At 27.9% G+C, this 22,727-nt stretch carries 24 protein-coding genes and 8 tRNA genes; all 32 read right to left on the bottom strand.

Annotated elements, in window-relative coordinates:
- Positions 1-31: 31 nt before the first annotated feature.
- The 32 genes from PRV_RS00290 to PRV_RS00145 all read right to left on the bottom strand — a co-directional run bounded on the left by PRV_RS00290 (position 32) and on the right by PRV_RS00145 (position 22,712).
- On the bottom strand, positions 32-1,270 hold the full coding sequence (locus tag PRV_RS00290) for a phosphoglycerate kinase (protein ID WP_022768824.1): 1,239 nt from the start codon (positions 1,268-1,270) through the stop codon (positions 32-34).
- Positions 1,271-1,286: 16 nt separating this feature from the next.
- Entirely contained in the window at positions 1,287-2,300 is a 1,014-nt protein-coding gene (gene gap / locus PRV_RS00285) for a type I glyceraldehyde-3-phosphate dehydrogenase (RefSeq protein WP_022768820.1), read from the bottom strand.
- A 14-nt stretch (positions 2,301-2,314) separates the two neighbouring features.
- Positions 2,315-3,328, bottom strand: coding sequence for an aminotransferase class V-fold PLP-dependent enzyme (locus PRV_RS00280; RefSeq protein WP_022768816.1), 1,014 nt, complete (start codon positions 3,326-3,328; stop codon positions 2,315-2,317).
- A 5-nt stretch (positions 3,329-3,333) separates the two neighbouring features.
- A complete protein-coding gene (locus PRV_RS02905) occupies positions 3,334-3,759 on the bottom strand; it encodes an SsrA-binding protein (RefSeq protein WP_022768813.1) in 426 nt (141 codons plus the stop codon).
- Positions 3,732-5,630 (bottom strand): RNB domain-containing ribonuclease, encoded by a 1,899-nt coding sequence (locus tag PRV_RS00270; RefSeq protein WP_022768809.1) that lies wholly within the window; start codon positions 5,628-5,630, stop codon positions 3,732-3,734. Before PRV_RS00270 ends, PRV_RS02905 begins: the two co-directional genes overlap by 28 nt.
- A gap of 264 nt (positions 5,631-5,894) precedes the next feature.
- Positions 5,895-6,110, bottom strand: coding sequence for a hypothetical protein (locus PRV_RS00265; RefSeq protein WP_022768805.1), 216 nt, complete (start codon positions 6,108-6,110; stop codon positions 5,895-5,897).
- Between the two features lie 6 nt (positions 6,111-6,116).
- Complete coding sequence (gene rpmG / locus PRV_RS00260) at positions 6,117-6,284, bottom strand: 50S ribosomal protein L33 (RefSeq protein ID WP_022768801.1); 168 nt, start codon at positions 6,282-6,284, stop codon at positions 6,117-6,119.
- 56 nt (positions 6,285-6,340) lie between these two features.
- Positions 6,341-6,416: transfer RNA gene (locus tag PRV_RS00255), tRNA-Phe, on the bottom strand.
- Between the two features lie 13 nt (positions 6,417-6,429).
- A tRNA-Asp gene (locus PRV_RS00250) sits at positions 6,430-6,506 on the bottom strand.
- Positions 6,507-6,509: 3 nt separating this feature from the next.
- Positions 6,510-6,587, bottom strand: a tRNA-Met gene (locus tag PRV_RS00245).
- Positions 6,588-6,669: 82 nt separating this feature from the next.
- Positions 6,670-6,759: transfer RNA gene (locus tag PRV_RS00240), tRNA-Ser, on the bottom strand.
- A gap of 7 nt (positions 6,760-6,766) precedes the next feature.
- A tRNA-Met gene (locus tag PRV_RS00235) sits at positions 6,767-6,843 on the bottom strand.
- Between the two features lie 7 nt (positions 6,844-6,850).
- Positions 6,851-6,928 (bottom strand) — tRNA-Pro (locus tag PRV_RS00230).
- Positions 6,929-6,935: 7 nt separating this feature from the next.
- Positions 6,936-7,011, bottom strand: a tRNA-Arg gene (locus tag PRV_RS00225).
- Positions 7,012-7,015: 4 nt separating this feature from the next.
- Positions 7,016-7,090 (bottom strand) — tRNA-Cys (locus tag PRV_RS00220).
- Entirely contained in the window at positions 7,081-7,794 is a 714-nt protein-coding gene (locus tag PRV_RS02845) for a TRM11 family SAM-dependent methyltransferase (RefSeq protein WP_407937399.1), read from the bottom strand. Before PRV_RS02845 ends, PRV_RS00220 begins: the two co-directional genes overlap by 10 nt.
- A gap of 118 nt (positions 7,795-7,912) precedes the next feature.
- The gene (locus tag PRV_RS00210; protein ID WP_022768798.1) at positions 7,913-8,410 is read right to left on the bottom strand and encodes a DpnII family type II restriction endonuclease; all 498 of its coding nucleotides are present in this window, start codon (positions 8,408-8,410) and stop codon (positions 7,913-7,915) included.
- A gap of 198 nt (positions 8,411-8,608) precedes the next feature.
- Entirely contained in the window at positions 8,609-9,565 is a 957-nt protein-coding gene (locus tag PRV_RS00205; RefSeq protein WP_022768795.1) for a V-type ATP synthase subunit I domain-containing protein, read from the bottom strand.
- Between the two features lie 125 nt (positions 9,566-9,690).
- Complete coding sequence (locus tag PRV_RS00200) at positions 9,691-10,647, bottom strand: hypothetical protein (protein ID WP_022768792.1); 957 nt, start codon at positions 10,645-10,647, stop codon at positions 9,691-9,693.
- Positions 10,626-10,772 (bottom strand): hypothetical protein, encoded by a 147-nt coding sequence (locus PRV_RS03020; protein ID WP_158430844.1) that lies wholly within the window; start codon positions 10,770-10,772, stop codon positions 10,626-10,628. Before PRV_RS03020 ends, PRV_RS00200 begins: the two co-directional genes overlap by 22 nt.
- Positions 10,773-10,932: 160 nt before the next feature.
- Entirely contained in the window at positions 10,933-11,475 is a 543-nt protein-coding gene (locus tag PRV_RS00195) for a hypothetical protein (protein WP_022768784.1), read from the bottom strand.
- 114 nt (positions 11,476-11,589) lie between these two features.
- Complete coding sequence (locus tag PRV_RS00190; protein ID WP_144062282.1) at positions 11,590-11,934, bottom strand: hypothetical protein; 345 nt, start codon at positions 11,932-11,934, stop codon at positions 11,590-11,592.
- Positions 11,935-12,322: 388 nt separating this feature from the next.
- The gene (locus PRV_RS00185; protein ID WP_022768771.1) at positions 12,323-12,577 is read right to left on the bottom strand and encodes a hypothetical protein; all 255 of its coding nucleotides are present in this window, start codon (positions 12,575-12,577) and stop codon (positions 12,323-12,325) included.
- A gap of 149 nt (positions 12,578-12,726) precedes the next feature.
- On the bottom strand, positions 12,727-12,996 hold the full coding sequence (locus tag PRV_RS02980; protein WP_022768768.1) for a hypothetical protein: 270 nt from the start codon (positions 12,994-12,996) through the stop codon (positions 12,727-12,729).
- A gap of 491 nt (positions 12,997-13,487) precedes the next feature.
- A complete protein-coding gene (locus PRV_RS00180; protein WP_022768761.1) occupies positions 13,488-14,048 on the bottom strand; it encodes a hypothetical protein in 561 nt (186 codons plus the stop codon).
- 91 nt (positions 14,049-14,139) lie between these two features.
- Positions 14,140-14,538, bottom strand: coding sequence for a hypothetical protein (locus tag PRV_RS00175; protein WP_022768757.1), 399 nt, complete (start codon positions 14,536-14,538; stop codon positions 14,140-14,142).
- Positions 14,539-14,761: 223 nt separating this feature from the next.
- Positions 14,762-15,292, bottom strand: coding sequence for a hypothetical protein (locus PRV_RS00170; protein ID WP_022768753.1), 531 nt, complete (start codon positions 15,290-15,292; stop codon positions 14,762-14,764).
- A gap of 44 nt (positions 15,293-15,336) precedes the next feature.
- The gene (locus PRV_RS00165) at positions 15,337-16,341 is read right to left on the bottom strand and encodes a DNA gyrase C-terminal beta-propeller domain-containing protein (RefSeq protein WP_144062281.1); all 1,005 of its coding nucleotides are present in this window, start codon (positions 16,339-16,341) and stop codon (positions 15,337-15,339) included.
- Between the two features lie 127 nt (positions 16,342-16,468).
- The gene (locus tag PRV_RS00160; protein WP_022768746.1) at positions 16,469-16,864 is read right to left on the bottom strand and encodes a hypothetical protein; all 396 of its coding nucleotides are present in this window, start codon (positions 16,862-16,864) and stop codon (positions 16,469-16,471) included.
- Between the two features lie 81 nt (positions 16,865-16,945).
- A complete protein-coding gene (locus tag PRV_RS00155) occupies positions 16,946-17,893 on the bottom strand; it encodes a hypothetical protein (RefSeq protein ID WP_144062280.1) in 948 nt (315 codons plus the stop codon).
- Between the two features lie 323 nt (positions 17,894-18,216).
- Positions 18,217-20,751 carry a DNA gyrase/topoisomerase IV subunit A gene (locus PRV_RS00150; protein ID WP_022768739.1) on the bottom strand — a complete coding sequence of 845 codons (2,535 nt, stop codon included), beginning with the start codon at positions 20,749-20,751 and terminating at the stop codon, positions 18,217-18,219.
- Positions 20,752-20,753: 2 nt separating this feature from the next.
- The gene (locus tag PRV_RS00145; protein WP_022768736.1) at positions 20,754-22,712 is read right to left on the bottom strand and encodes a DNA gyrase/topoisomerase IV subunit B; all 1,959 of its coding nucleotides are present in this window, start codon (positions 22,710-22,712) and stop codon (positions 20,754-20,756) included.
- Positions 22,713-22,727 lie beyond the last annotated feature (15 nt).

Raw genomic sequence — 22,727 nt, 5'->3', positions numbered from 1 at the left:
TAGTGGAGTTTTACTCCACTAAAAAACTTCTTTAACTTAACTTATCCCTAATAACTTCTATTCCAGGTAAATTTCCTTTCTCCAAAAATGTTAAAGTAGCCCCTCCTCCTGTAGAAACAAAACTTAATTTATCTGCAACCTTCCTTGTTTCTACAGCAGATACAGAATCTCCTCCTCCAACCAAGGTATAAACATTTTTATTTTGAGTTAATTCAACTAATTTATCTAAAATAGCGAAAGTTCCTCTAGAATAATTAGACATTTCAAAAACCCCTAAAGGTCCATTCCAAATAATAATACTTGCATCTTCCAAAACTCTATGAAATAATTGAATAGTTTTAGGCCCAATATCTAAAGCCATTCCAGTTCCTCAATCTTCTACATCATCTTCAACCAGCCTTCCAGGTTTATCTTCAAACTTATCAGACACTATATGATCTACTGGAAGATAGATTTTATCTGAATATTTATTCAATATCTCAGCACATTGAGAAATTTGATCTTGCTCCAATAAAGAAAGACCGATATTTTTTCCTTGTGATTTCAAAAAAGTATAGGACATCCCTCCACCAATAATTAGAGCATCAACATGATTAATAATTTCTTTAATTAATTTCAATTTATCAGATGCTTTACTTCCTCCTAAAATCATTACTTTTTTACCTTCTTTGCACTCACTTACATAATCCAAAGCTTTTAATTCTTTTTCTACTAATAAACCTATAGCTGTATCTTTAAGTCTTTCGGCAACTCCTACATTTGAAGCGTGAGCTCTATGAGAAGTTCCAAAAGCATCATTTACAAAAACATCTCCTAAATCAGCATAAAATTGCGATAAAACAGGTGATTTTCCACTTTCCAATTTAGTAATTTCTTTAGAATCATGATCAACATCATAATATCTAGTATTTTCTAATACATAAATATCTGCCTTTTCATTATCAATAATTTTTTTAACTGCAGCAAAATGAACATCATCAACAAAAACTACTTTATTATTGGAAAACATTTTTTTAAATTCATCAGCAACAAGTTTTAAACTTTTTTTACCAGAAGTAATATCATCATAACTTTTAACTCTGTCAAAATGACTTAAAATAACTATTTGACACTTTTTATCTAATAAATATTGAATAGTTTCAACTGCTCCCAATAATCTTGTGTTATTTAATATTTTTCCATCTTTTATAGGAACATTTAGATCCAATCTAAGCACAACTCTTTTATTATCGAGAGCAAGATCACGCAAAGTGAGCTTACTAAATCTCATTTAACTTAGAAAAAAATTAAAGAGAAACGTAGTAATGGAGAGTTCTTGAAAGTTGATTTACATAAGAAGACTCATTATCATATCAAGCATATAGTTTCACCTCTCCAGTAGGAAGAACTTTAGTTAATAGAGAGTCAAAAATAGAGCCGTGTGTATCGCCAATAATATCTGAAGAAACAATAGGATCTTCTAGATATAGTAATGTTTCATTTTCTCCACTTTTAATAGCAGAATTAATTTCTTCAACAGTTGCAGGTTTGTTTAACTTCAAACAAAGATCTACTAAAGAACCTGTCAATACAGGAACTCTATGAGCAATTCCGTCTAATTTTCCATTTAAATCTGGTATAACCTTACCTATAGCTGCAGCTGCTCCAGTAGTTGTAGGAATAATTGAACCTGCTGCAGCTCTAGCTCTTCTTAAATCAACATGAGGGGAATCTTGCAATCTTTGATCTGAAGTAAAAGCGTGAACAGTAGTCATAAATCCAGACTGAATTCCAAATTTTCTATGCATAATTTTTACTATAGGGGCTAAAGCATTAGTTGTGCAAGAAGCACCTGAAATTACATTATCCGAATTAACAATTAAATTATGGTTTACGTTATAAACAACAGTTTTAATACTTTCATCTTTAGCTGGAGCAGAAATTAAAACTTTAGGAGCGCCAGCATCTAAATGGCATTTAACAGCATCCCTTGTTAGAAATCTCCCTGAACATTCCACTACACAATCAACATCCATTTCTCCCCAATGATAAATCTTTTCTTGGTTGAAATTGTAAACTCTAGTAGTTTTTATTTCTCCGGTTTTTGAATTTCTTAATTGAATATTTTCAGCGTCATGACTAACCTCCCAATCATTTAATGTGCCGTGCGCACTATCATACTTTAGAAGATGCGCTAACACTCCAATATCAACCACATCATTAACTGCAACTACCTTAATACTTTGAGAATCTAATAAATTTCTAAATAATAATCTACCAATTCTCCCAAAACCATTAATTGCTACTCTATAAATTTCCATACCATATTGAGATTTTAACCAATTTTTAAAATGAAAACTTTTAAAAGTTCAAATAATTTTTGAATTTCTTCTATTCTATTTAGAATAGAAAGAGAAAATCTAATAGCAAAACTCAATTCTTTTTCCTGCGCATTACTACATAAATCTCCTGAACGAAAGATGATATTATTCTTCTCTAATCAATAAATAAGATCATGGAAATATTCTGATTTATATTTCATTAAAAAAATTAAAGAATTTTTGGTACTTTTATAGCTTAAATTAGGAAGAATTGGAAAATTTTTTTCCCATTCTTCCTTTAAATTATGAAAATTTTGTCTTTTTTTATCTATTTCTTCTTGTATTTTTCAAAATAATTTATCTCAAATATAAATAGATCTCCAATCTAATGAATATTTTTCATTATCTTGAAATCTCAATTTTTCTGTCTCTTTAAAAGATATTACAGCTAATCCAAAAGGGCCAAATCATTTATGAGCAGAAAAAAATAAACAATCAAATAAACTAAATATTTCTTCTTTTGGGCGAGATAAAGAAATATATTGATTGAAATCCCCAATAATATATATTGAAGGATGATTTACTCTAATTTTTTCAATAATATCTTTGGATATCTCAAAAAGACCTAAATTATCCCTAACTGTAACTAAAAGAAGAGAATTAGGGAGTAATTGATAATTCTCTTGATTATGTTCCAAAAAATGTAATTCAATTTGTTGGAAATCTTTCTTTAATTTATACAAAATACTTGAAATATTAGAAATATGATCTTTTTCAAAAAGATAAATATTTTGAAAAATATTTTTATTTAATAAAGCTTCTCATATCTCATTTATTGCATAAGTAGAAGAAGGAGTTAAATAAATATTTTGGGAGTTAACTCCCAAAAATTCAGATAGTTTAGTTTTTAAAGAATTTTTATAGTAATTTTTTTTCTCTATTCAAGAAGTATTTTTATAACTTTTGCATCATTCTTCTCAAAAAAAAGGGAATTTTAGAGAAGTAGCTGCATTATCAAAATAAATCAAAAAAATTAATAATCTTCACTATATTTATCTCTCCTCGATCTTTTATATTTTTTATCTCTTTCTTTTTCATAATTCCTATTATATTTACAAAGACTTAATTCCACTTTAATTTTTCTATTTTTTAAAAAAAGACTTTCAGGAATTATGACATACTTCTCTTTTTTTACTAAGTCTGAAATTTGTTTAATTTCTTTTTTATTGAGTAATAATTTTCATTTTGAAGAGGCAAAATTAACTAAAAATATTTCTGAAGAAATAATTTTTCCATAACTTCCGGAAAGATTAATAGATCCTTTTAAAATTTGCCCAACTACAGTAGAATTTAGAACTATTCCTGCAGTATAACTTCTAAAAACGTTGTATTTATAAAGTTGTTTTTTATTGTTTTGTAAATAAATTCTTATTAATTGATAAATTCAAATTCATCTCAAGAATATTTAACGGGCCTTACCAAAATATTAGTTCCTACTTTAATATTTTTGGAAGTTCTCATGAAACCATCATAAAAACCTTCCAATTTCAATAAATAACCTCAGGGATTTTTAGCAAAAATAACTGCATTAAATTCTCTATTTGGATATTTATGACATAAATATTTAAATAATTTTCTAGAAATAAATCTTTTTTCCGCAGTTACTCCTATTTTTTCTAAAAGATTAACTTGATAAGAAATTTTTTCTAATTCAAATTCATGATTTTCTCTTTCTCTTTTTGAATATCCCTTATTATCAAAAAAATACATTCATAATGTCTTATGAATTATTAAATCAGCAAATCTTCTAATAGGAGAAGTAAAATGCAAATAATTATTGAGGTTTAAACCGAAATGACCAATATTTTCTAAACTATATTCAGCTTTCGGTAACGCTTGTAAAACATGATATTGAATTATTTGTAAATATTTATTATTTTTACTCTTTTCTAATAGAGAATTAAATGTTTTAATGGTATTTTCTGCTTTTTCGGGTATATCACTAGAAGGATTTAATTCTCTAAAAATATTAAAAAAAGCTTGAACTCTTATCGGATCGGGAACTTTATGCACTCTATAAATTGACTTAATATTTTTACTATTTAAAAAATTAGCAATTAATTGATTAGCTAAAACCATAAAAACTTCAATTAATTTTTCTGCTATTCTTGGATAATTATTTTTTTCTATTTCAACATTTATTATTTCTTCATTTTCATTAATTTGATGTTCTAATTGAAAATGCATAATCATTAAAGAAGATTTTCCTTCTTTTTTTCTTCTTTTGTCAATTAATTGAAAAACTTCATAAACTTCTTTAATTGTTGCTCTAATTTTTAATTCAATTCCTTCTAATTGATTTTTTCCAGCAAAATATTGATTTAAAAAGCTATAAGTAAATCTTTTTTTAGAAATAATAATTGAGGGAAAAACTTTAAAGGTATTAAATAATATTTTTCCTTCTTGATTAACTTCTACATAAACACAAATAGTATGTTTTTCTTCATTTTCTCTTAGAGAACAAAGCTTTTCAGATAATATAGAAGGAAGCATAGGTATTACTCTATTTAATAAATAAATAGAGTTTCCCCTTTCTCTCGCTTCTTTAAAAATAGAAGGGCAATTAACTAAAAAAGCTCATACATCTGCAATAGCTATGTAAACTCCATATTTTTGATCTATTTTTTCAACAAAAATAGCATCATCAAAATCTTTTGCAGTATCTCCATCAATAGTAAAAAAATTTTTATCTCTTAAATCTTGATAAAGTTCGGTATTTTTTAATATTTTTTCTTGTTTTTCTTCTAATTCTTGAATTTCTTTATAAAGCTCTTTATTATTGAAGGAAGACCTTAAATTTAAATCTTCTAATAAAGATATATATTCAATCTCCCCATTTTTAGAATCTCCCAATACTTTTACGATTTCCCCACTTATTTTTTTTGGGGGAAAAGTATGTAATTTAAGTAAAACTTTCTCACCTTTTTTAATATCAGGAAAAAATCCTGAAATTTCTTGTAAACCGGAAAATTGAGAATCATCAAAAAAAACCCAAATCTTATTTGGGTTTTCTATTTTTATTACTTCTACAACAAAATTAGTTTTAAATCTCTCAATAATTTGTGCCACATATCCCTCTTTTAATCTACTTTGAGAGTCTAATTTCCCTGAATAGGGAAATTCTCTAAAAGCTACTAAATCGTTATGAAGTGCTCCCATCAAATTTTCTTTTTTAATGGTTATTCCAAAACGGGGTATGAACCCCGTTTCACTAAATCTATTTATTTTGATTCTTTTAAAAGAAAGATCATTTTTATTATTTTTTCGCAAACTTTATTTTTTTAAAAAAATTATTTATTTTGTTTTGCATAAGCTATGCATAAAATAAAAAGTAATAATATTCCTAAAAACATACATAATTTCAATATTTTGATAATTCCATAATCTTTAGTTTTTTTGAAAAGTTCAATATCATAACCAGATAAAACTGAAAATCCTCCGGTTGAACCGGAGGAAGAAAGTAAAAGACCTAAAAGAAGAAGAAAGAAAGAAACAATGTAAATGACAATTTCTAAAGAAATATAGGTTTAAAAATTATTGGTAAGTTATTCTTCTTAATTTACCTAAATGTTCATTTTGAATTTCTAAAGCTTCTTTTTGTCTACTAATTGCTAAAGAAGTTTGTTCATCTACTTTATTTTGCTTAGAAGCTGCATAATAAAAAGCTCCTGTTGTCAGCCCAGCCAAAGAAGTAAATGAAGTAGAAAAAACTTTTATAAATGTAGCTCCATCTAAAAAAATTTTTATCATCTTTTGTTAATCAGTTTTTTCTTCTATATGTAATTGATGCTTTCTACATCTTTTGCAAAATTTTTTAAGCTCTAATTTTTTTTTGCTAGCTGTTTTATCTATCTTTTTTTGACTTAAATAATATAAATGTTTACATACTAAACATTTAAAAAGTATAGGAATTCTTGATGCCATTAATAGGAATAAATACTAAATATAAATGTTAAATAAAAGATTTAAATTGTCATATTTGGTGGCTTCGGGCAGAATCGAACTGCCGACACACGGTGCTTCAGACCGTTGCTCTACCGACTGAGCTACAAAGCCCCAAAATTTTAAATGGCGGGCCTTACGGGATTCAAACCCGCGATCTCCACAGTGACAGTGTGGTATGTTAGATCACTACACCAAAAGCCCAAATGGTAGCGGGGGTAGGATTCGAACCTACGACCTTCAGATTATGAGCCTGACGAGCTAACCAAACTGCTCCACCCCGCGACAAAAGGAAAAGTCTTTACGACAAAAACCCTTATTTTATTTAAACAAATTATTTCCAACAAAATTATTGGAAATCAATAAATGGCGGAAGCTGAGGGATTCGAACCCCCGCGCACTTTTAATGCCTCTCAGTTTTCAAGACTGATCCCTTCGACCGCTTGGGTAAGCTTCCTAATTATTGGTAGCAGGAGCGGGGCTCGAACCCGCGACCTATCGGATATGAACCGATCCCTCTAACCAACTGAGGTATCCTGCCAAATAAATGGTCGGGACAACAGGATTCAAACCTGCGACCTCCTGGTCCCAAACCAGGCACTCTAATCAAACTGAGCTATGTCCCGATTAAACTGGCCTCCTAAATAAGAATCGAACTTATAACCGCTAGCACCGCAAGCTAGTGCTCTATCCGTTGAGCTATTAGGAGATTCTGGAGGTGTCTATCAGATTCGAACTGATGATCTAGAGGTTGCAGCTCTATGCCTTACCAACTTGGCTAAGACACCAAATCACTAAATTTTATTAAAACAAATAAATACTCATGTGCTATTAGTAAAAAATTGTATTTCAAACTATTAGTTTTTCAATAACCTGTAGTTTTACAGTTATGCTGAGCTTTAATAATTAATTCCTTTAATTTAAAACCAACTTCTTCAAAAATCTTTAATACATCAAAAGACATGGGGATCATATGACCATTTATTCTTGTATCTCCCATAAGTATTGCGCAATATTTATTCTTTTTGAGCACTCTAAAAGATTCTGAAGCTACTTTTTTCATTTCTATTAAAAATTCAGAAACTTTTAAATTAGATAAATCTTCAAGAATATTTTTACCTTCACTATATTGAATAATATTGGCATAAGGTGGATGAGTGCAAATTAAATCAATACTTTCATCTTTTATGAAATCTAAATTTCTAGCATCTCCTTTAAATATTTCTACCTTACTATTAGATTTTTCATATTCAAAAGATGTTTTTTCCTTACATCTTTTGATAGATTCATCATTTACATCTATTCCAATGATATTTCTATTTAGTAATTTAGCCTCAATTAAAGTAGTTCCGCCTCCTACAAATTGATCTAACACTAAATCTCCTTCTTTGGAATATCTCAATAAAATATTTCGAGGAATATAAGGAGATCAATTTCCTCTATATTTAGAATCATGAGTCGCTCAATTCCCCCTATCGGGGAAATTTCATAAAGTATTAGTTTCTAATTCAAAATTTTAAGGACCTCATTTAATAATTTTTTTATTTAACAATTATTAAAAAGATTAAATAAAATTCCTTGTTCTAAATCGTGAATGTTGAAAACTTTATCTATATTATCAAAAGCTTCTTTCAAAGATATTGTTGCATTTTTTCAAGCTTTTCCATTAATAAACCTGCCCTATTTTTTCTACTATGAAAATCAAGTCCAACTTCCACCCCCAAAACATAATCTAATAAATTATTGATTAAACATTTTTGAAAAATATTAGACAAACCTGTTTGTTTCATAAAATTTGTATATTTTTCTACAGAATAATTCATTGTTTCGAAAGAAAATAAATAAGTTTCTTCTGCCTCTGAAATATAAATTTCATGTCTTCTCGTAGCTAACAATATTGGTATACATTTAAGAGTTTCTGGATATTTTTTAACAATTTTTTGAAAATCATTTTCAAAATTATTTGTCCCTAATAATGAATTAAGTATGTTTAATTCAATTTTTATATCATTTACATTTTTTAATACTTTTTCAAAATCCACATAATATTGATAATTTGAAATATTTGCTTTAAAACTAGAAAATCATTTGTCAAAATTTCTTTTCATTTACTAATAGATTATTACTATCATTTATTAATTTCTATTTTTTTTAAAAAAGTAATAATTTTTCGAAAAATTTAGTGAATTAAATTTTTTAATTGTTTTATTAATCTTGCTTAATATTTCAAAAAATAATATTTTTTCTCCTTTTTAGGAGAAAAAAATTAAAAGTCTAAAAGTTAGGTTTTTATCTTCTTAACTTGTTTATTCTTCATTAACTTTTATTCCCATTTTTTGGAATAAACTTAAAGCCACCATTGAAGGAACTTTCTTTTTTATTTTTTCTTGTAATTCTTTTAAATCATTTTCCCCTCGATAACAAACATGAGAAGAAAAAAAGATCATCAAAAAAAGAGAGCAAGTTCTTCTTAAAGGATCCTTTCTCATCTCTTCAAGACTATTGCCTGTTTGCTTAAAAATTTCATTAATTTCTGTTCATTCTTCATAACTTAATAAATCTGAATATGGATTGTTGTCTCAGTAATTAAATTTAGTAAACTCATCGAATTTTATATTCTTTTGACTAAATCAATTTATTTTTTCTAAAGATTTTAAAACTCTTTCATTTTTATTTTGAACTTCCCTAAGTTGTTGGAGTTTATTTTTTTCATCTAACGCTCCAAGCTGTATTTGTTCCAATTTTTTTGATAATTTTTCCTTATTTTCTTCTAAATTTGATTTTTGTTTAAAAAACTGATAAACACTATTTCTTTGCTCTTTTGTTAATTGTTTTATTTCTTCATTATTATCAGGCAAAGATCTTTTTTTTACTAATTTTGTTCCAGAGGCTTGACTATGTGTTTTTGAATCTTTTAAATTTTCTAAAACTGTTTTAAAATCTCCAGAAAATTTTTCAACTTCTTTTTTAGATTCTTTTAATCTTGATTCTCTTTCTTCTCCTACTCCCTCAATATCTTTTTCTTTTTTAATTTCTTGATTAATTGAAGAAAGAGTTCCTTCAACTTCTGAAAGATTTCCAGTTACTTTTAAATCAAGCTTAATATTTTCCAAATAGTCCGGAAGATTGACTTCCAGAGATTTTTTCTCTAAATCTACTTTATCTAGCTCAAGTTTTGTTCTGTCAATTGAAGAATTATTTAATTTAAGACTTTTATTTCCTGAAACATTATGAAAATCTAAATTATTAAAGCCCCCCCCCAAGATTTAAAAGACTGGAAGTAAAGCCTTTCATATTTTTATTATTTGGCAATAAAAAAACAATTGAATTGCCACCAATTAATAATGGAAATAACAAATAAATTCCATATTTATATCTCAAAATATTCTTATTTAAATTCTTCTAAATTTAATTTTGTTGTCATTTTTTCTATTAATATAGAAGCTATTTTTACAGTCATTTGTGCTTCTATATCTTCTTGTACCTCCCTAAAATTTTTTGTTGATGCTTCAATTTGCGATGAGCAATAATGATTACTCCATTTTCAATTACATTTACTATAAGGATTTGCGCCTTTAAACGCTAATATCTTTTCTTCTCATTCCAAAGCTTTAGCTCTAGAATCATTTAAATATTCGACATCTAACAATATAGAAAAAGGATCATCATTTTCTTGATTTTTAATTCTTAAATATTCTCCAAAACCAACTTTACTATTTTTATTCCAACCAATTTTTTTAAGAGCTGATATTATTTCTCGATTATTTCTAGGAATTTGACCACCAACTTTTTGATAATCAGAATATTTATTTAAATTATCTATTCCTTTTAAAAATTCACTTTCATTTCCTTTTAAATTAGAAAAAATTTCATAGTATTTTAATAAAGCTTCTCTCTGCTCTAAAGATGGTGGATTTATTTTTTCTGGAAGTTGAAAACCTTTTTGAAGTCTTATTTTTTTAGAATCTCCCCGAGATTCTCATGTTTTTACTTGATCGTAAACTTTTTTAAAGTTTTCTTTAAAATTGGTTAATTTGCTTTGTGAATTTGATAACTCGATTTTAGATTCACTATCAATTGTGGATAATCCACTTTCTTTATTTATTTCTTTAGTAATTTTTTCAATACTTCTTTTTATATCAAAAACTGGACTTTTTCTTTCTAAAGCTTCTGAAAAAATCGCATTTGACAAATTATTTAAATTATTGATTTTATTGAGGTGAGTCTCAAGATTATCTATTTTTAATTCATCTTCTAAAGATTTAGCTTTTGAATCTTGCAATCGCAAAGCTTTATTTTTAGATAAGGATTCATAACGAGAAATTATTGAGATTGCCCCCCCCACGGGAATTTACTAAAAAAATTTGAAAAAGATGAATTTAAATCTCAATTATTAGAAGAAAGATAATAAGTTGTGCTGCCGCCGGCAGCCAAAGGAACTACTAAATAAACTCCATGTCTATACCTCAACAATTACTGAAAAAATTTTTATGCAAATTAAATTTTATGTGTAATGTATATACACAAAATACCTCATTAATAAGGGGATTATTGATAAATTTTTAAAAAATAGAACTGAAAAAAAATAAATACTTTTACTATTTAAAAAGATTTGTCTGTTTTAAGAATTTTATTTATTTTTCCCTAAAGATTGTTGTTTTTCAGGATTAATTTCGCAGCTAACAACATATCTTTCTTCTGCCTCATTATTTATCCTTTCTCCTTTCATAGAACATAAATAAAAGCTATAAGTTCAATTCTTTGTTTCATTAGAAAAAGAAAAATTATCACCTATTATTCCAATTGTTTTAGCAATTTTATTAAAGTTGTCTTTTTTTACTCTTAATCAAATTAAAGGTCAATTATTAAGGTCATCACCTAAAATTTTTGTCATATATTTCTTGCAAGGTTTACCTTTTATGCTTTTTTCCCCTTCATCTTCTTTTTTCTTAAAAAACTCACAAAAAGATTCATAATCTAAATCTTTATGTTCATTTTGATCTTTTGAAATCAATTTAAATGTTTTCTCTTTATTATTAAAATGTTCTGCCAATATCTCAGAATGATTAATTGATATCACATTAAAAAGATTTTCATATATGAGATATGAACCTCCTGCAATTGAGCCCAACAATCCTATCATCAATAAAGCTTTAGTCATTAAAGAAGACATAAATTAAAAAAATTTATTCTTTTTAAGAAATTATAAACTAATTTAGCATCTTTTAAACTTTTTTAAACTTCTCCCTATGTATGGGAGAATATAAATCTTTTTTACTTTACTTTTTTAAGTTAAAAGACATTTTATTTCTATTCAATCATTGTTTTTCTCTTTTTTAACTTGACAATTCTGCAAGCTAAGAAAATTAAATTCATCCAAAATAAAATCGGAATTTTGTATATTTTGATTTCTATAATTCGGAGACTTTAATAAATCATCCCAATTAAACTTAATTAATTCCTTTACTTTATCTTGATGCCCTCTAATTAATAGTCCTTCTTTTTCATTTAATAATTGTTTGTCAGATGATCATAAAGTATCAATACTATCGCATATATCATCTATTTCTTCCATTTGATCTTCTTCGCCAATTATATTGGGCATTCTATTTGTAGTGCTATTCTCCGTCAATCAAGTGCACACTTTTTCTTGACGAATATTTGCTCTATGAATACAAAGAGTTTCTAATAATATTTTTTTATCTCCTCTAGGCTTTTTTTAAAGTTCCTGCTAAAATTTCCCCTGCAGTTCCTCCAGTAAAAATAATGATAACTAATGTTTTAGAAAATATTGAAAATGATGGCATATTAATTTAAAAACTATTTTTTAACACAAGCTATTTCTAATCAATCTATTTCATATCAACTTCTACTTTACAAAGTTCAATATTTAATTTACCCACATTTTCAATAACTATATTAGAATTCTCTAAATTCTTTATAAAACCTTCAGCAAACAAATAACTTCAATTGTCTTTGAATTTAAATAAATTATTAATATTCTTTCTTTTTCCTTTTATTTAAAAACCTCCTTTTTTGCCCTCCTTATATTTTTCTAAAGATCAATTAGTTCTCCAATCACAAGGATCTCGCATATCCTCTTTTTCAGTACCTTCAACTATATCAGTTTCTTCTGATATTCGATCCCCATCTCTATATAAAATACATCCTGACTTATTAGCTTCAGAATAACCAGCTTCACTATATCTATAAATACTCTCAAGCTGTACTTTTTGTTCTTTTCTTTCTTGATTTCACCTTTCCCTACCAATCAATTCTTTTTGACTATCAGTTATTCTTTTACTAATTCTCCTTTTTTGTGTGTCATTTTGAATAGGATTAATATTTTTTGATTAAGAATTTAATGAAACTTTTTTGGAACTATTTTTTTCTAAAATAATTTCTTTCTTTTCTTCATGTATTTTTATAGATAATTCAACTTTATCTTTAACAGAATTATCTTTAAAGTTTGTAAATTGTTCTTTCTCAATTTCCTTAAAAGAAGAAGTAGAAGAAGAAATATCTTCGGCAAATATTTTTTATTGTCTTCCACATCATTCTTCTTGAATTTGGATAAATTTTTATTTCTTTGTGATTTTTCAGTTAAACCAATTATTAAAGAAATTCCCCCTCCACTTATAAATGAAATACTTAATAAAGAAATAACTTTATTAACTAAATTAGATAATTTCATATTTACTGAGAATTTATTTTATTGAATATCTATTTTTTAATTTCTTTGGAATTTGTAATATTCATTGTTTTTATTTTTAATTATTATGAATTATTCAATGAGTTAATTTCCTCAAATGCTGTTCTTTTTTCAAATAAAACAAATTTACTTAAAATAGTTGTTTTAATTAAAAATTCTCAATAAACTTTTTTTAAAACATATTTATTCAATTCAGAAATAAAAAATAATAAAATATTTTTTCCTATATATATATATTCAAAGAGTGCCCTATTGATGAGGACTTGAGATTTTAAAAATTAAAAAATTTCTTCTATTTATTTAATGTCATTTTTAAATAAAAAGACACAATTTTATTAAATTAAACTTTCGCAGAATAGACTATTTAGTTTTGTTGAAATTTTTTATGTTTTAACGATTAAAAAAGGCTTTAAAAAGCCTTTTTTTAAAAAATTAACTAATAATTAAATGTTTGGTTTAATTAAAAATATTTATTAATAAACTAAACATTCTATCTCAACTCAATCTTTTATTTTCATATTTATTGAACAAAAGTTCTTATTCAACTCATTAAATTTATCTGAAATATTATCTGAATTTACTTTTTCTTTTTGCACTACAAATTGAGCGTTTAATAAATCTCGCCAATTTCTGCTTAAAATTTCTTTAACATTTCTATTTTCACCTCTTATTCAAAACCCTTCTTTTTTAGAATCTTTTTCTTGAGATCATAATGTTTCGCAAGAAACATTGGAGTGTGATGGATGAGAAGAATTATTAATAATAAGATTGGTATCTTCGCTCTCTTGCAAAGTTTTTCTTTGCAAACTACAATCTTTTTTCTTCTCCCCTTTATCTCAATAAATTCAGACAGATTCTAGTAATACCTCCTCTTCTTCTTTCTTTAATTTTTCTTTTCTTTCTACTTTTTTAGTATCAAAGCTATCTATTCAGTCTTTAATTTCTTCTCTATATAAATACCCATTTCCAACTATTAAGGATGTGCCTCCTAATATTGAAGTTGAAATTAGAATTTTAACAGTTTTTGTTAACACAAAAATTTAATTTCTTATTAATAGTGCTAAGCTATTTAGTACTAAATAGCTTTAATTAAAAACAAAAAAATTATCTCTAAATTTCTCTTCATTATTGCTTATCATCTTTTTCTTTTGTCTTTCATTCTTTGTTTATCCATAGTTTCTTTTTAAAATATTTTTTCTTCTTTCTTGAAAAATTATTTTTTTTAATTTTTCTCTTTCAAGCTAGCATTTTGTACAAAAAATTCCTTAATAAAACTAAATAAAAATTTACTAGTAAATCGTTCTTTTTGTCCACTACTTTATTAACAACTTCATGATTTGTAATAATATTTTTCGCTATTTCTTCTTTTTTATCTATTATCGACATTTCTAAATCTTTCTTATCTTTTTGTTCGTCATGAATTTCATTTTGTAAATTTGTATTTTCGTAGTTTTTTCCTCCAATAAAACCATTCAAAGTAATTATCGCAATTATAGCTTTAATAATTTCTTTTATTAAAAACATATTACTTTTTCTAATTTAAAAATAAATTTTTCTTTTTTATTATTAACTTCCATTTATTTAATATCATATTTTTATAAAAAAGCATAAAATTTTTTTGAATAAATAACTTTAATTAAGAATTATCTCATTTGGCTTTATAACTTAATCCCACTCTTCTTAAATAAAAAAGAGGCTTTAAAGCCTCTTTTTTATAAAAAATTAATTAAATTTTATTTTTTAAAAATTAATCTAATCCCAAAGACTCCATTTCCCCTCCTTCTAAAACCTCTGGAGCGGTGGTAGTTGATTGTTCTAATTCTTCGCTATTTATGGTGTCCTGAGTATCATCGCCATCGTTAGACGCCGAAACAACTGTATCTGTTAAATCTTTTTCTTCTTCCCGCATTGTTTTTTGATCTAAACCCCTATTTAAAGTAGATTCAACTCTACTGCTAACGTGATTCATCAATTTACTCCTCAAAGCTTCAACTTTCTGATTCAAACTTTCTATATAGTTATTCATTTCTTCCGCCCTTTTTTTACATTCCTCGCAATGTAAATCTACTTTAGGAACTTTAGAGGCACTCCCCAAAATACCTTCTATTCCTCCTTCAATATTTCTACCAAACTCCTTCCATTCCTCAACACTTACATTTTTTCAACCCTCGTGTTTAGCTTTTATTATGAATTGACAAATATAATAAGCTAAACCAATAACAAAAGGTATAACACCTCCCATAACTCCTCCAGCAGCAGCTCAATCATGAAAAAACATTAGAAATTTTTAATTAAATAAAATTCAAATTCCTCAAAATTATTTTACTTCTTGAATTCCATATATTTAAAACAATGAACTACCTCTTCTTGCTTTTTCTTGTCTAATCTAATAATTCCAACGCCAGCTGAAGCTCTATTTTTTCTGCTGGAAATTGCATCTGCTCTTAATCTAACAACTTTTCCACTACTTGTTATCAAAAAAAGAAATTCTGAAGTATTAAAGACAGAAATAGCAAAACAAGTAAGCAATTCTCCATTTTTTTCTTTAAATTTATAAGCGTACATTCCCTTTCGCCCTCTACCAGTTAACTTATACTCATCCAATTTAGTATATTTACTTTTACCTTTTCTTGTTAAAGTAAATATCTCCTCACCTTCTGTTCTACAAGAAATCGATATAACTTGAAAATTAGGAAGATCCTTTTTATTACTTAAATTAATTCCTTCCACTCCGATAGCTTCCCTTCCCATTTCCCTAACTTCACTAGACTTAAACCTAACAAGATGACCTGAAGTTGAAGTCAAAAAAATTTCATCATCTTTGCCTATTATTTTCACATCAAGTAAATCATCATCTCCTCTCAATGAAATAATTTTTGCTCCAGACCTTCTAACACTTTGAAACTCCCCCAAAAACATCTTTTTAACCATACCCTCTTTTGTACCAAGGAATGCAAAGGGATTATTTTGATAATCTTTTTGATCTGCTGAAATAATTCTCACTACTTTATCAATACTAGGAAATTCTGGTTCTTTCAAATCTAATAATTCTCTAACATCTTGCAATTCAACTTTTTTACTTGCTTTTCTTAATACTTGAACCTTATTCGAATTTATTCTATAAACTCTCCCAAAAGCAGTAAAAATTAATAAATCACTCTCTTCAGAAGTGCGAATAATATCCTTTACTATATCCCCCTGTGAGAGATATTTTTTTAAATTAATTCCTTCTCCTTTTCTTTCTCCAATATTAAATTTCTCTTCAGGAATAGAAAATATCTTTTCAAGCTTTGTAAAAATAACTAACATACTCTTATCCTTTATCAATTATTTTATCTAAAACATTAAATAATTTTAAATATCATCTATTGGTTTTCCATAAAAACCAAAATTTTATCCCCATTTATAAATTAGCAAAAAATCCTCTCTAAAAATTTAGAAGAGGAAAAACTACTTACTCTTCAGTACTCAACTCTTGCTCTTCATTTTTTTCACTCTTTTCTTCTCCTTCATTATCTTTTTCATCATCTTCACAATCCAGATCATCTTCAACCCAAGGAGGCAAACAAAACTCTCCCTCAGTAGAAAAACCTCTTCTACCAAAACCAAATCTTTTACGTCTAAAGTAACGTTTTACTCTAAAACATAAATTTTTTCAAAAAGAAATACTCATTAAATTTCTAACAGCCAAAATTCATTTATTCTTTAGAGTATCAAACAATCATCGAAAAAATTCTTCTCAAGTCATTCCTTTTGAATCTTTCCAGTAATTCAATGAAAACGAAAATATAAACAATAAAGATATAAAAACTAAAAATTTTGAAAAACTATCTGTTTGAAAAAAAATCATAACTTAACTAGTACCCTTTATCAAATTTTAAAAATAAATCAAACATGATTTTTATGGTTCTTTGTTTTATTTTCTTTTTTATTACTCAAATGCTATTTTTCTCTTTTCTTCACTTTCAGGGTTCCAACCAAATTTACCCGTTTTCACTTTTTCTCCTCATCTTAAATTTTTGTCATTTTTTTTATGTGCATACCCAAATTCTTTAATTCATTCACCTCTTACCACTAGTCCATCCCAAGTCTCTCGTTCTGTCCCATTTTTCCATCCAAGCCTAAAAATTTCTTTTATCTTTCCTTCCCTTGTCACAAACCTAATTGCGAGATCATTTTTAGTCAAACTAATCCTTAGAGCTGAATCCATAATAGACATTGCATTACTTGCTATTAATCAAGCTGTTTTTTCAAACAACACTCTCTCTTTGTTACCCCCATTTGATTCTCTTCTGATGCAACTATTTATTCATCCTTGAAACCAATTGAACACAATTCCCTTTTTGTCTCTTTTGTAACATTTCCTTCCTTTTTTTAGATTATGCCCATTTTGTTCTCCCAAATATTTTCTGATTTTTTCTCTTATACCATTTCATTTTTCATTCAACGTTTCGTCTCCTTTTGCATTTAAATCAAACCTAATTTCCTTCCCTCAATTTTCCTCTTGTACCGTACGCATCCTTTCCTCACTTACATCCCTTTCTCTACCTTCTTCAAAACCACTTCCATCCACCCATATCGTATCAATTTTACCCTCCTCATACATTTTTCTTATATCTTCACATTCACTACCAGAATCCCTTTCCTTCTGATTCTTTCAAAATTCACAGATATCTTCCCAGTGAACCCCAATCGGGGTGGTATAGAGTCACCCCGATTGGGTTGTTAAATCCCCAAATTTTACAATTTCCCCATATTTTCTAATCAGTTCTTTTATTTCTCTTCCTCCAAAAAAATAATACATAGTAGGTGTTCCCCCTGCCCCCACTGCTCCTGGAACAAAAACCCACACGATCTTAGGAGCGTGTTTTAGTAACATTTTTAATCTTTTCTAACGCTTATCTTCTTATTTCTATTATACATTTCCCTTCGATTATCTTTCATTCATTATTATAATATATATTGTAATGCAAATAACAAAATCCAAATTAAAAAACGCCTTTGTATCATTACTAATTGGTTCCTCTGTTTCTTTTTTAATGTCATTTTCTTTTGATAAAAATTCACACACTTCTTCTAGAAACCCACATTTCCGCTTTGTGATCTTTCAAAATGATTAATTAATCAGAAAGGTCTGGAAGAGATTTCTCTTCCAGACCTTTCTGATTTTTATTTTATTTCTCTTTTTTCAAAAACTTAATATTAAGTCTTAATACAAAAATCAATTGAATCTCTTTTACGTTTATCTAATTTAATTACATCTTTCCCTCGCGATACCCTTTGTTTCCGTTCCGGAATATTACTTCATTCCACACTTACAATTTTTCCGTTCTTTGTTCCAACTATGAATTTTGTTCAGTCTTCTTCATCAACTCAAAGCGCAGCAGCAATTTCTTCTCCCACTCTACTCACACAAATCCCTTTTCCTCCTCGATTCTTCGTTTTAATCAGTGTGCTTTTCACTTTTTTAATCTGACCACTTTTCGTTACAATAACATCCCATCCGTAACTACTTCCCACATTTACTCCAACAACTTCATCTGTTACACTTTGATTGAGTCTAATTCCTCTAATCCCTCCACTCAACCGTCCTCTAAGTTTAACTTTCTTAGTATCAAATTTAATCATTTTCCCCTTCCTAGTAACTATTATTATAATTCCATCCTCTCTTCCAATGGTAACATCCCCCAATTCATCACCCTCTTTCATTCTTTTTACAAGTTTACCATTCTTTCTAATACATCTCAAATTCTCGAGCTTTAGTCTCTTAATATAGCCTCGTTTAGACACTAAAAATAAATTCCTATTTTTAGTGTCCACATCTCCCCCAAATGTGATAATTTTCACAACTTTTTCTCCTTTCTTTAAATTGACTCTTTTATCTAATTTCTCCGGATTTTTTGGTCATCTCTTCTTTTCTCCTACCTTAACCAAATGAGCTTCAATCTTATAAACCCGTCCATAATTAGTAAACATATACAAGCTTTCCTTAGAGCTAGCAACTAAAACAGCAGAATTAACTCCCCATTTCCTGTCCTCACTGTGTTCTGATTCTTCCCCCTTACTTACTCCTTTGTACACCCTATACTCATTTAGCAAAACAGCACCAATATAATTATCCGAAGTACATTTAATAATTAAGTTTTCTTCTGGAATCAATTCAGTTTTTCCAATTTTATAACACTGTTCATCATTGATTTGAGTTTTTCTTCGATCTTTATCAAATTCACCAATCAATTGTTTCAAGTCTTTTTTAATCTTTAAAAACTGTTCCTTTTCATTACTCAACATCTTCAAGCATTCTTCCTTACTTTCTTTTTTTTCATCTAATTCATCTTTCAATTTTTTCCTTTCTATTTTTTTCAGCTGCCTTAAAGGCAGAGAAAAAATATCATCAATCTGCTTTTCAGAAAGCAGAATTCTATTCTCTCTCTTAGAATCATTGAAATAACTTTTTATTTTTTCTTCAGGTGATTCTTCTTCTGTAATTATGCGTATTACTTCTTGTAAATCATTCACAACAACTCATCTTCCTTCAAGAAGATGAATTCTTTCTTCCAATTTCCTCAAATTGAAGTTGGTTTTTCTCTTCAAAACTTCAACCTGATAAATTAAATAGTTACGTAAAATACCCCCAACCCCCATTCTTTCAGGTTTTCCCTTATTCAATAATGTTAAGTTAAAGGTATATTGTGTTTGTAAAGCTGTGTATTTATACAAATTATTCAAAACAGCATTTAAATCGGATCCCTCCCTACATTGAATAATTAATCTAATTCCCTCCTTTAAGTTAGATTCATCCCTAATATTTAAAATAAAACGTTGTAAAACAGCATTTTTTCTTTCTTTTGACTTTTTTTCAATAGTAGAAAGAGTTGCTATTTTTTTAATCAATTTGGATTTAACAATCCCAAAAGGAATCTCTCTAATTATTAATTGATTTTTCTCTTTATTCAATTCCACTTTAGCCCGTAATCAAATCTTCCCAATTCCCTCTTTAAGATATTTCTTAATGCCTTCAGTACCTAAAATTTCGCAACCAGTTGCAAAATCAGGACCTTTAATGTAATCAATCAACCTTTCATCCTCTAGTTGAGGATTATCGATTAAAGCTATTGCAGCCTCGCATACTTCTTTTAAATTATGCGAAGGAATTTTAGTTGCCATACCAACCGCAATTCCTTCGCTACCATTAAGAAGTATTGAAGGCGCTATAATAGGTAATACTGATGGCTCTTTTTTAGAGCCATCATAATTATCTAGAAATTCTACACACTCCTCTTTAATTCCTTCCAGGAATTTTTGCCCTAATTTACTCATTTTGACTTCTGTATAACGCATAGCTGCCGGAGCATCTCCATCTATAGAGCCAAAATTCCCTTGACCTTCTAGTAAAGGATATCTCATTTTAAAGTCTTGACTTAATCTAACTAAAGCATCATAAATGGACTTATCACCGTGAGGATGATAAGATCCCATTACTGCACCCACAAGTGTTGCAGACTTTTTAAATCTACCCTCATTAAATAATCTTTCTTCATAAGCAGCATATAATATTCTCCTGTGAACTGGTTTTAGCCCATCCCGTAAATCGGGAAGGGCTCTAGAAGTAATTACAGATAAGGAATAATTTAGGAATGATTGATCGCAAGTAGTAGTAATATTCCCTTCCTCAACCTTTGAGGAAGCAATAATTTCCAGAATTTTACTAATCTTGCTGGGAGACGTATCGTTCATAGTTAAATATCTAACATAGCCTTATCATAATTATCTTCAATAAATTTTCTTCTAGGCTTTACTTTTTTGCCCATTAGTTTTTCCATAGTTTTTTGTGCTTCCTCATCATCTTCTATTTTTATTTGAGAAAGAGTTCTTGTTTTAGGATCCATAGTTGTCTCCCATAGTTGGGAGGGAGACATTTCTCCTAATCCCTTAAATCTACTAATTTCAAAAGATCTATTTTTATTCTTTGTATTATTAAATTCTTCTTTTTCTTCATCAGTAAAGAGATATACTGTTTCTTTACGTGATGAAGCTTTATATAACGGAGGTCTTGCTAAATACACATGACCTGATTCCAGAAGATTCTTCATATATTGATAGAAAAAATTCAAGATAAGAACTTGAATATGGGAGCCATCAACATCTGCATCTGTCATTAAAATGATTTTGTTATATTTCAAGCTTTCGATATCGAAAGCACTCCCATAAGAACAACCAATTGCATTTATTAAATTAGCTACTTCCTCATTCTTTAGTATTTTCTTAGTATTCTTGCTTGCATTAGCTAATTTACCTTTTATAGGTAAAATTGCTTGAAATTCTCTATTTCTAGCCCCTTTAGCTGAACCTCCGGCAGAGTCTCCTTCTACTATATAGAGCTCTGAACAAGCTCTATCCTTAATAGTACAATCAGCTAATTTTTCCGCAAAACCTAATAAATTTTCCTGTTGAACATTTTTACTCATTTCATTAAATTCTTCTCTATGTAGCCTTCTAAGATATTCTCTTTTTATATGTTCTAATAGTAATTTAGAACTGTCTACATCTTCTTCAAATGACTTATGAAGTCATTGATGAACTTCTTCTTTTAATATTGGCTTTATTTCGTTACTAATTAAGCTATCTTTAGTTTGTCCTTTATATGAGGGTTCCTCATAATAAAGGGATATTACTAAACTAATTCCAGCAACTATATCATCTTTAATCAATTCATATTGATTCTTAATCATTCTTTGTTCGACTGCAGCCTCCCTGACACAAGAAAGAATCCCTTCTTTTACCGCTTCTAAGTGAGTACCACCTAGAGGAGTTTTTATATTATTACAAAAACAATGAATTATTGAGCTATTTCTATTAGATACATATTGAAATGAAATTTCACATTTCATTATTTTTGTTTTCCCTTTCCTTTGTATCTTTTTTTCATCAATAAAAATATTTTGAATGGGATGAACTACTTCAGTCCCTTGATTTATTTCTCCTATTCAATCTGTCAATCCTTGCTCAGATAAAAACTCTATATTTTCTCCTGTTCTTTTATCTTCTAGATAAAAAGAAATGTTTTTATTAAGGAAAGAAAGATTTTTTATTCTTTCTTTAATAAGTTCCAAATCGTAAGAATTAGGATCTAAAACAGTAAAGTCTGGTTGTCATCTTATTTTTGTGCCTGTTTGTGTTACTCCTTCTCTAATAGTGGAAGGTTCAGTTTCTACCTTACCACCATTAGAGAATTTAGTGTAAATCTCTTTTCCTTCTCTACATATATTTACTTCCAAAAAAGTGGAAAGGGCATTTACACATTTAATACCTACACCATGAAGTCCTCCTGAAGTTTTATAGCTAGAATTATCAAACTTACCCCCAGCATGGAGGTAAGTAAATATAGTTACTACATTAGATAATCCTGTTTGGGAGTTAATTCCAATAGGAATTCCTCTTCCATTATCTTCTACACTAACTATATGATTCTCTTCAAGAGTTAATTTAATTTGAGAAGCATATCCGGCTGTAACTTCATCTACTGCATTATCTAATGCTTCTCAAATTAAATGATGTAACCCTTCAATTCCAACCGAACCAATATACATTCCAGGTCTTTTTCTAATAGGTTCAAGACCTTCAAGAACTTGTATGGAGCTATCATCATAAGTTGAAGTATTCAACTTATTTTGACCGTTTTGATCTTCTATATTCATTATTAACGAGTATTA

This window comes from Mycoplasma parvum str. Indiana (assembly GCF_000477415.1).
In the GTDB taxonomy this organism is placed as follows: Bacteria; Bacillota_I; Bacilli_A; order Mycoplasmatales; family Mycoplasmoidaceae; genus Eperythrozoon_A; species Eperythrozoon_A parvum.
The sequence above is the reverse complement of the archived record's forward strand: the minus strand, read 5'-3'. Positions and strand labels throughout refer to the sequence as shown.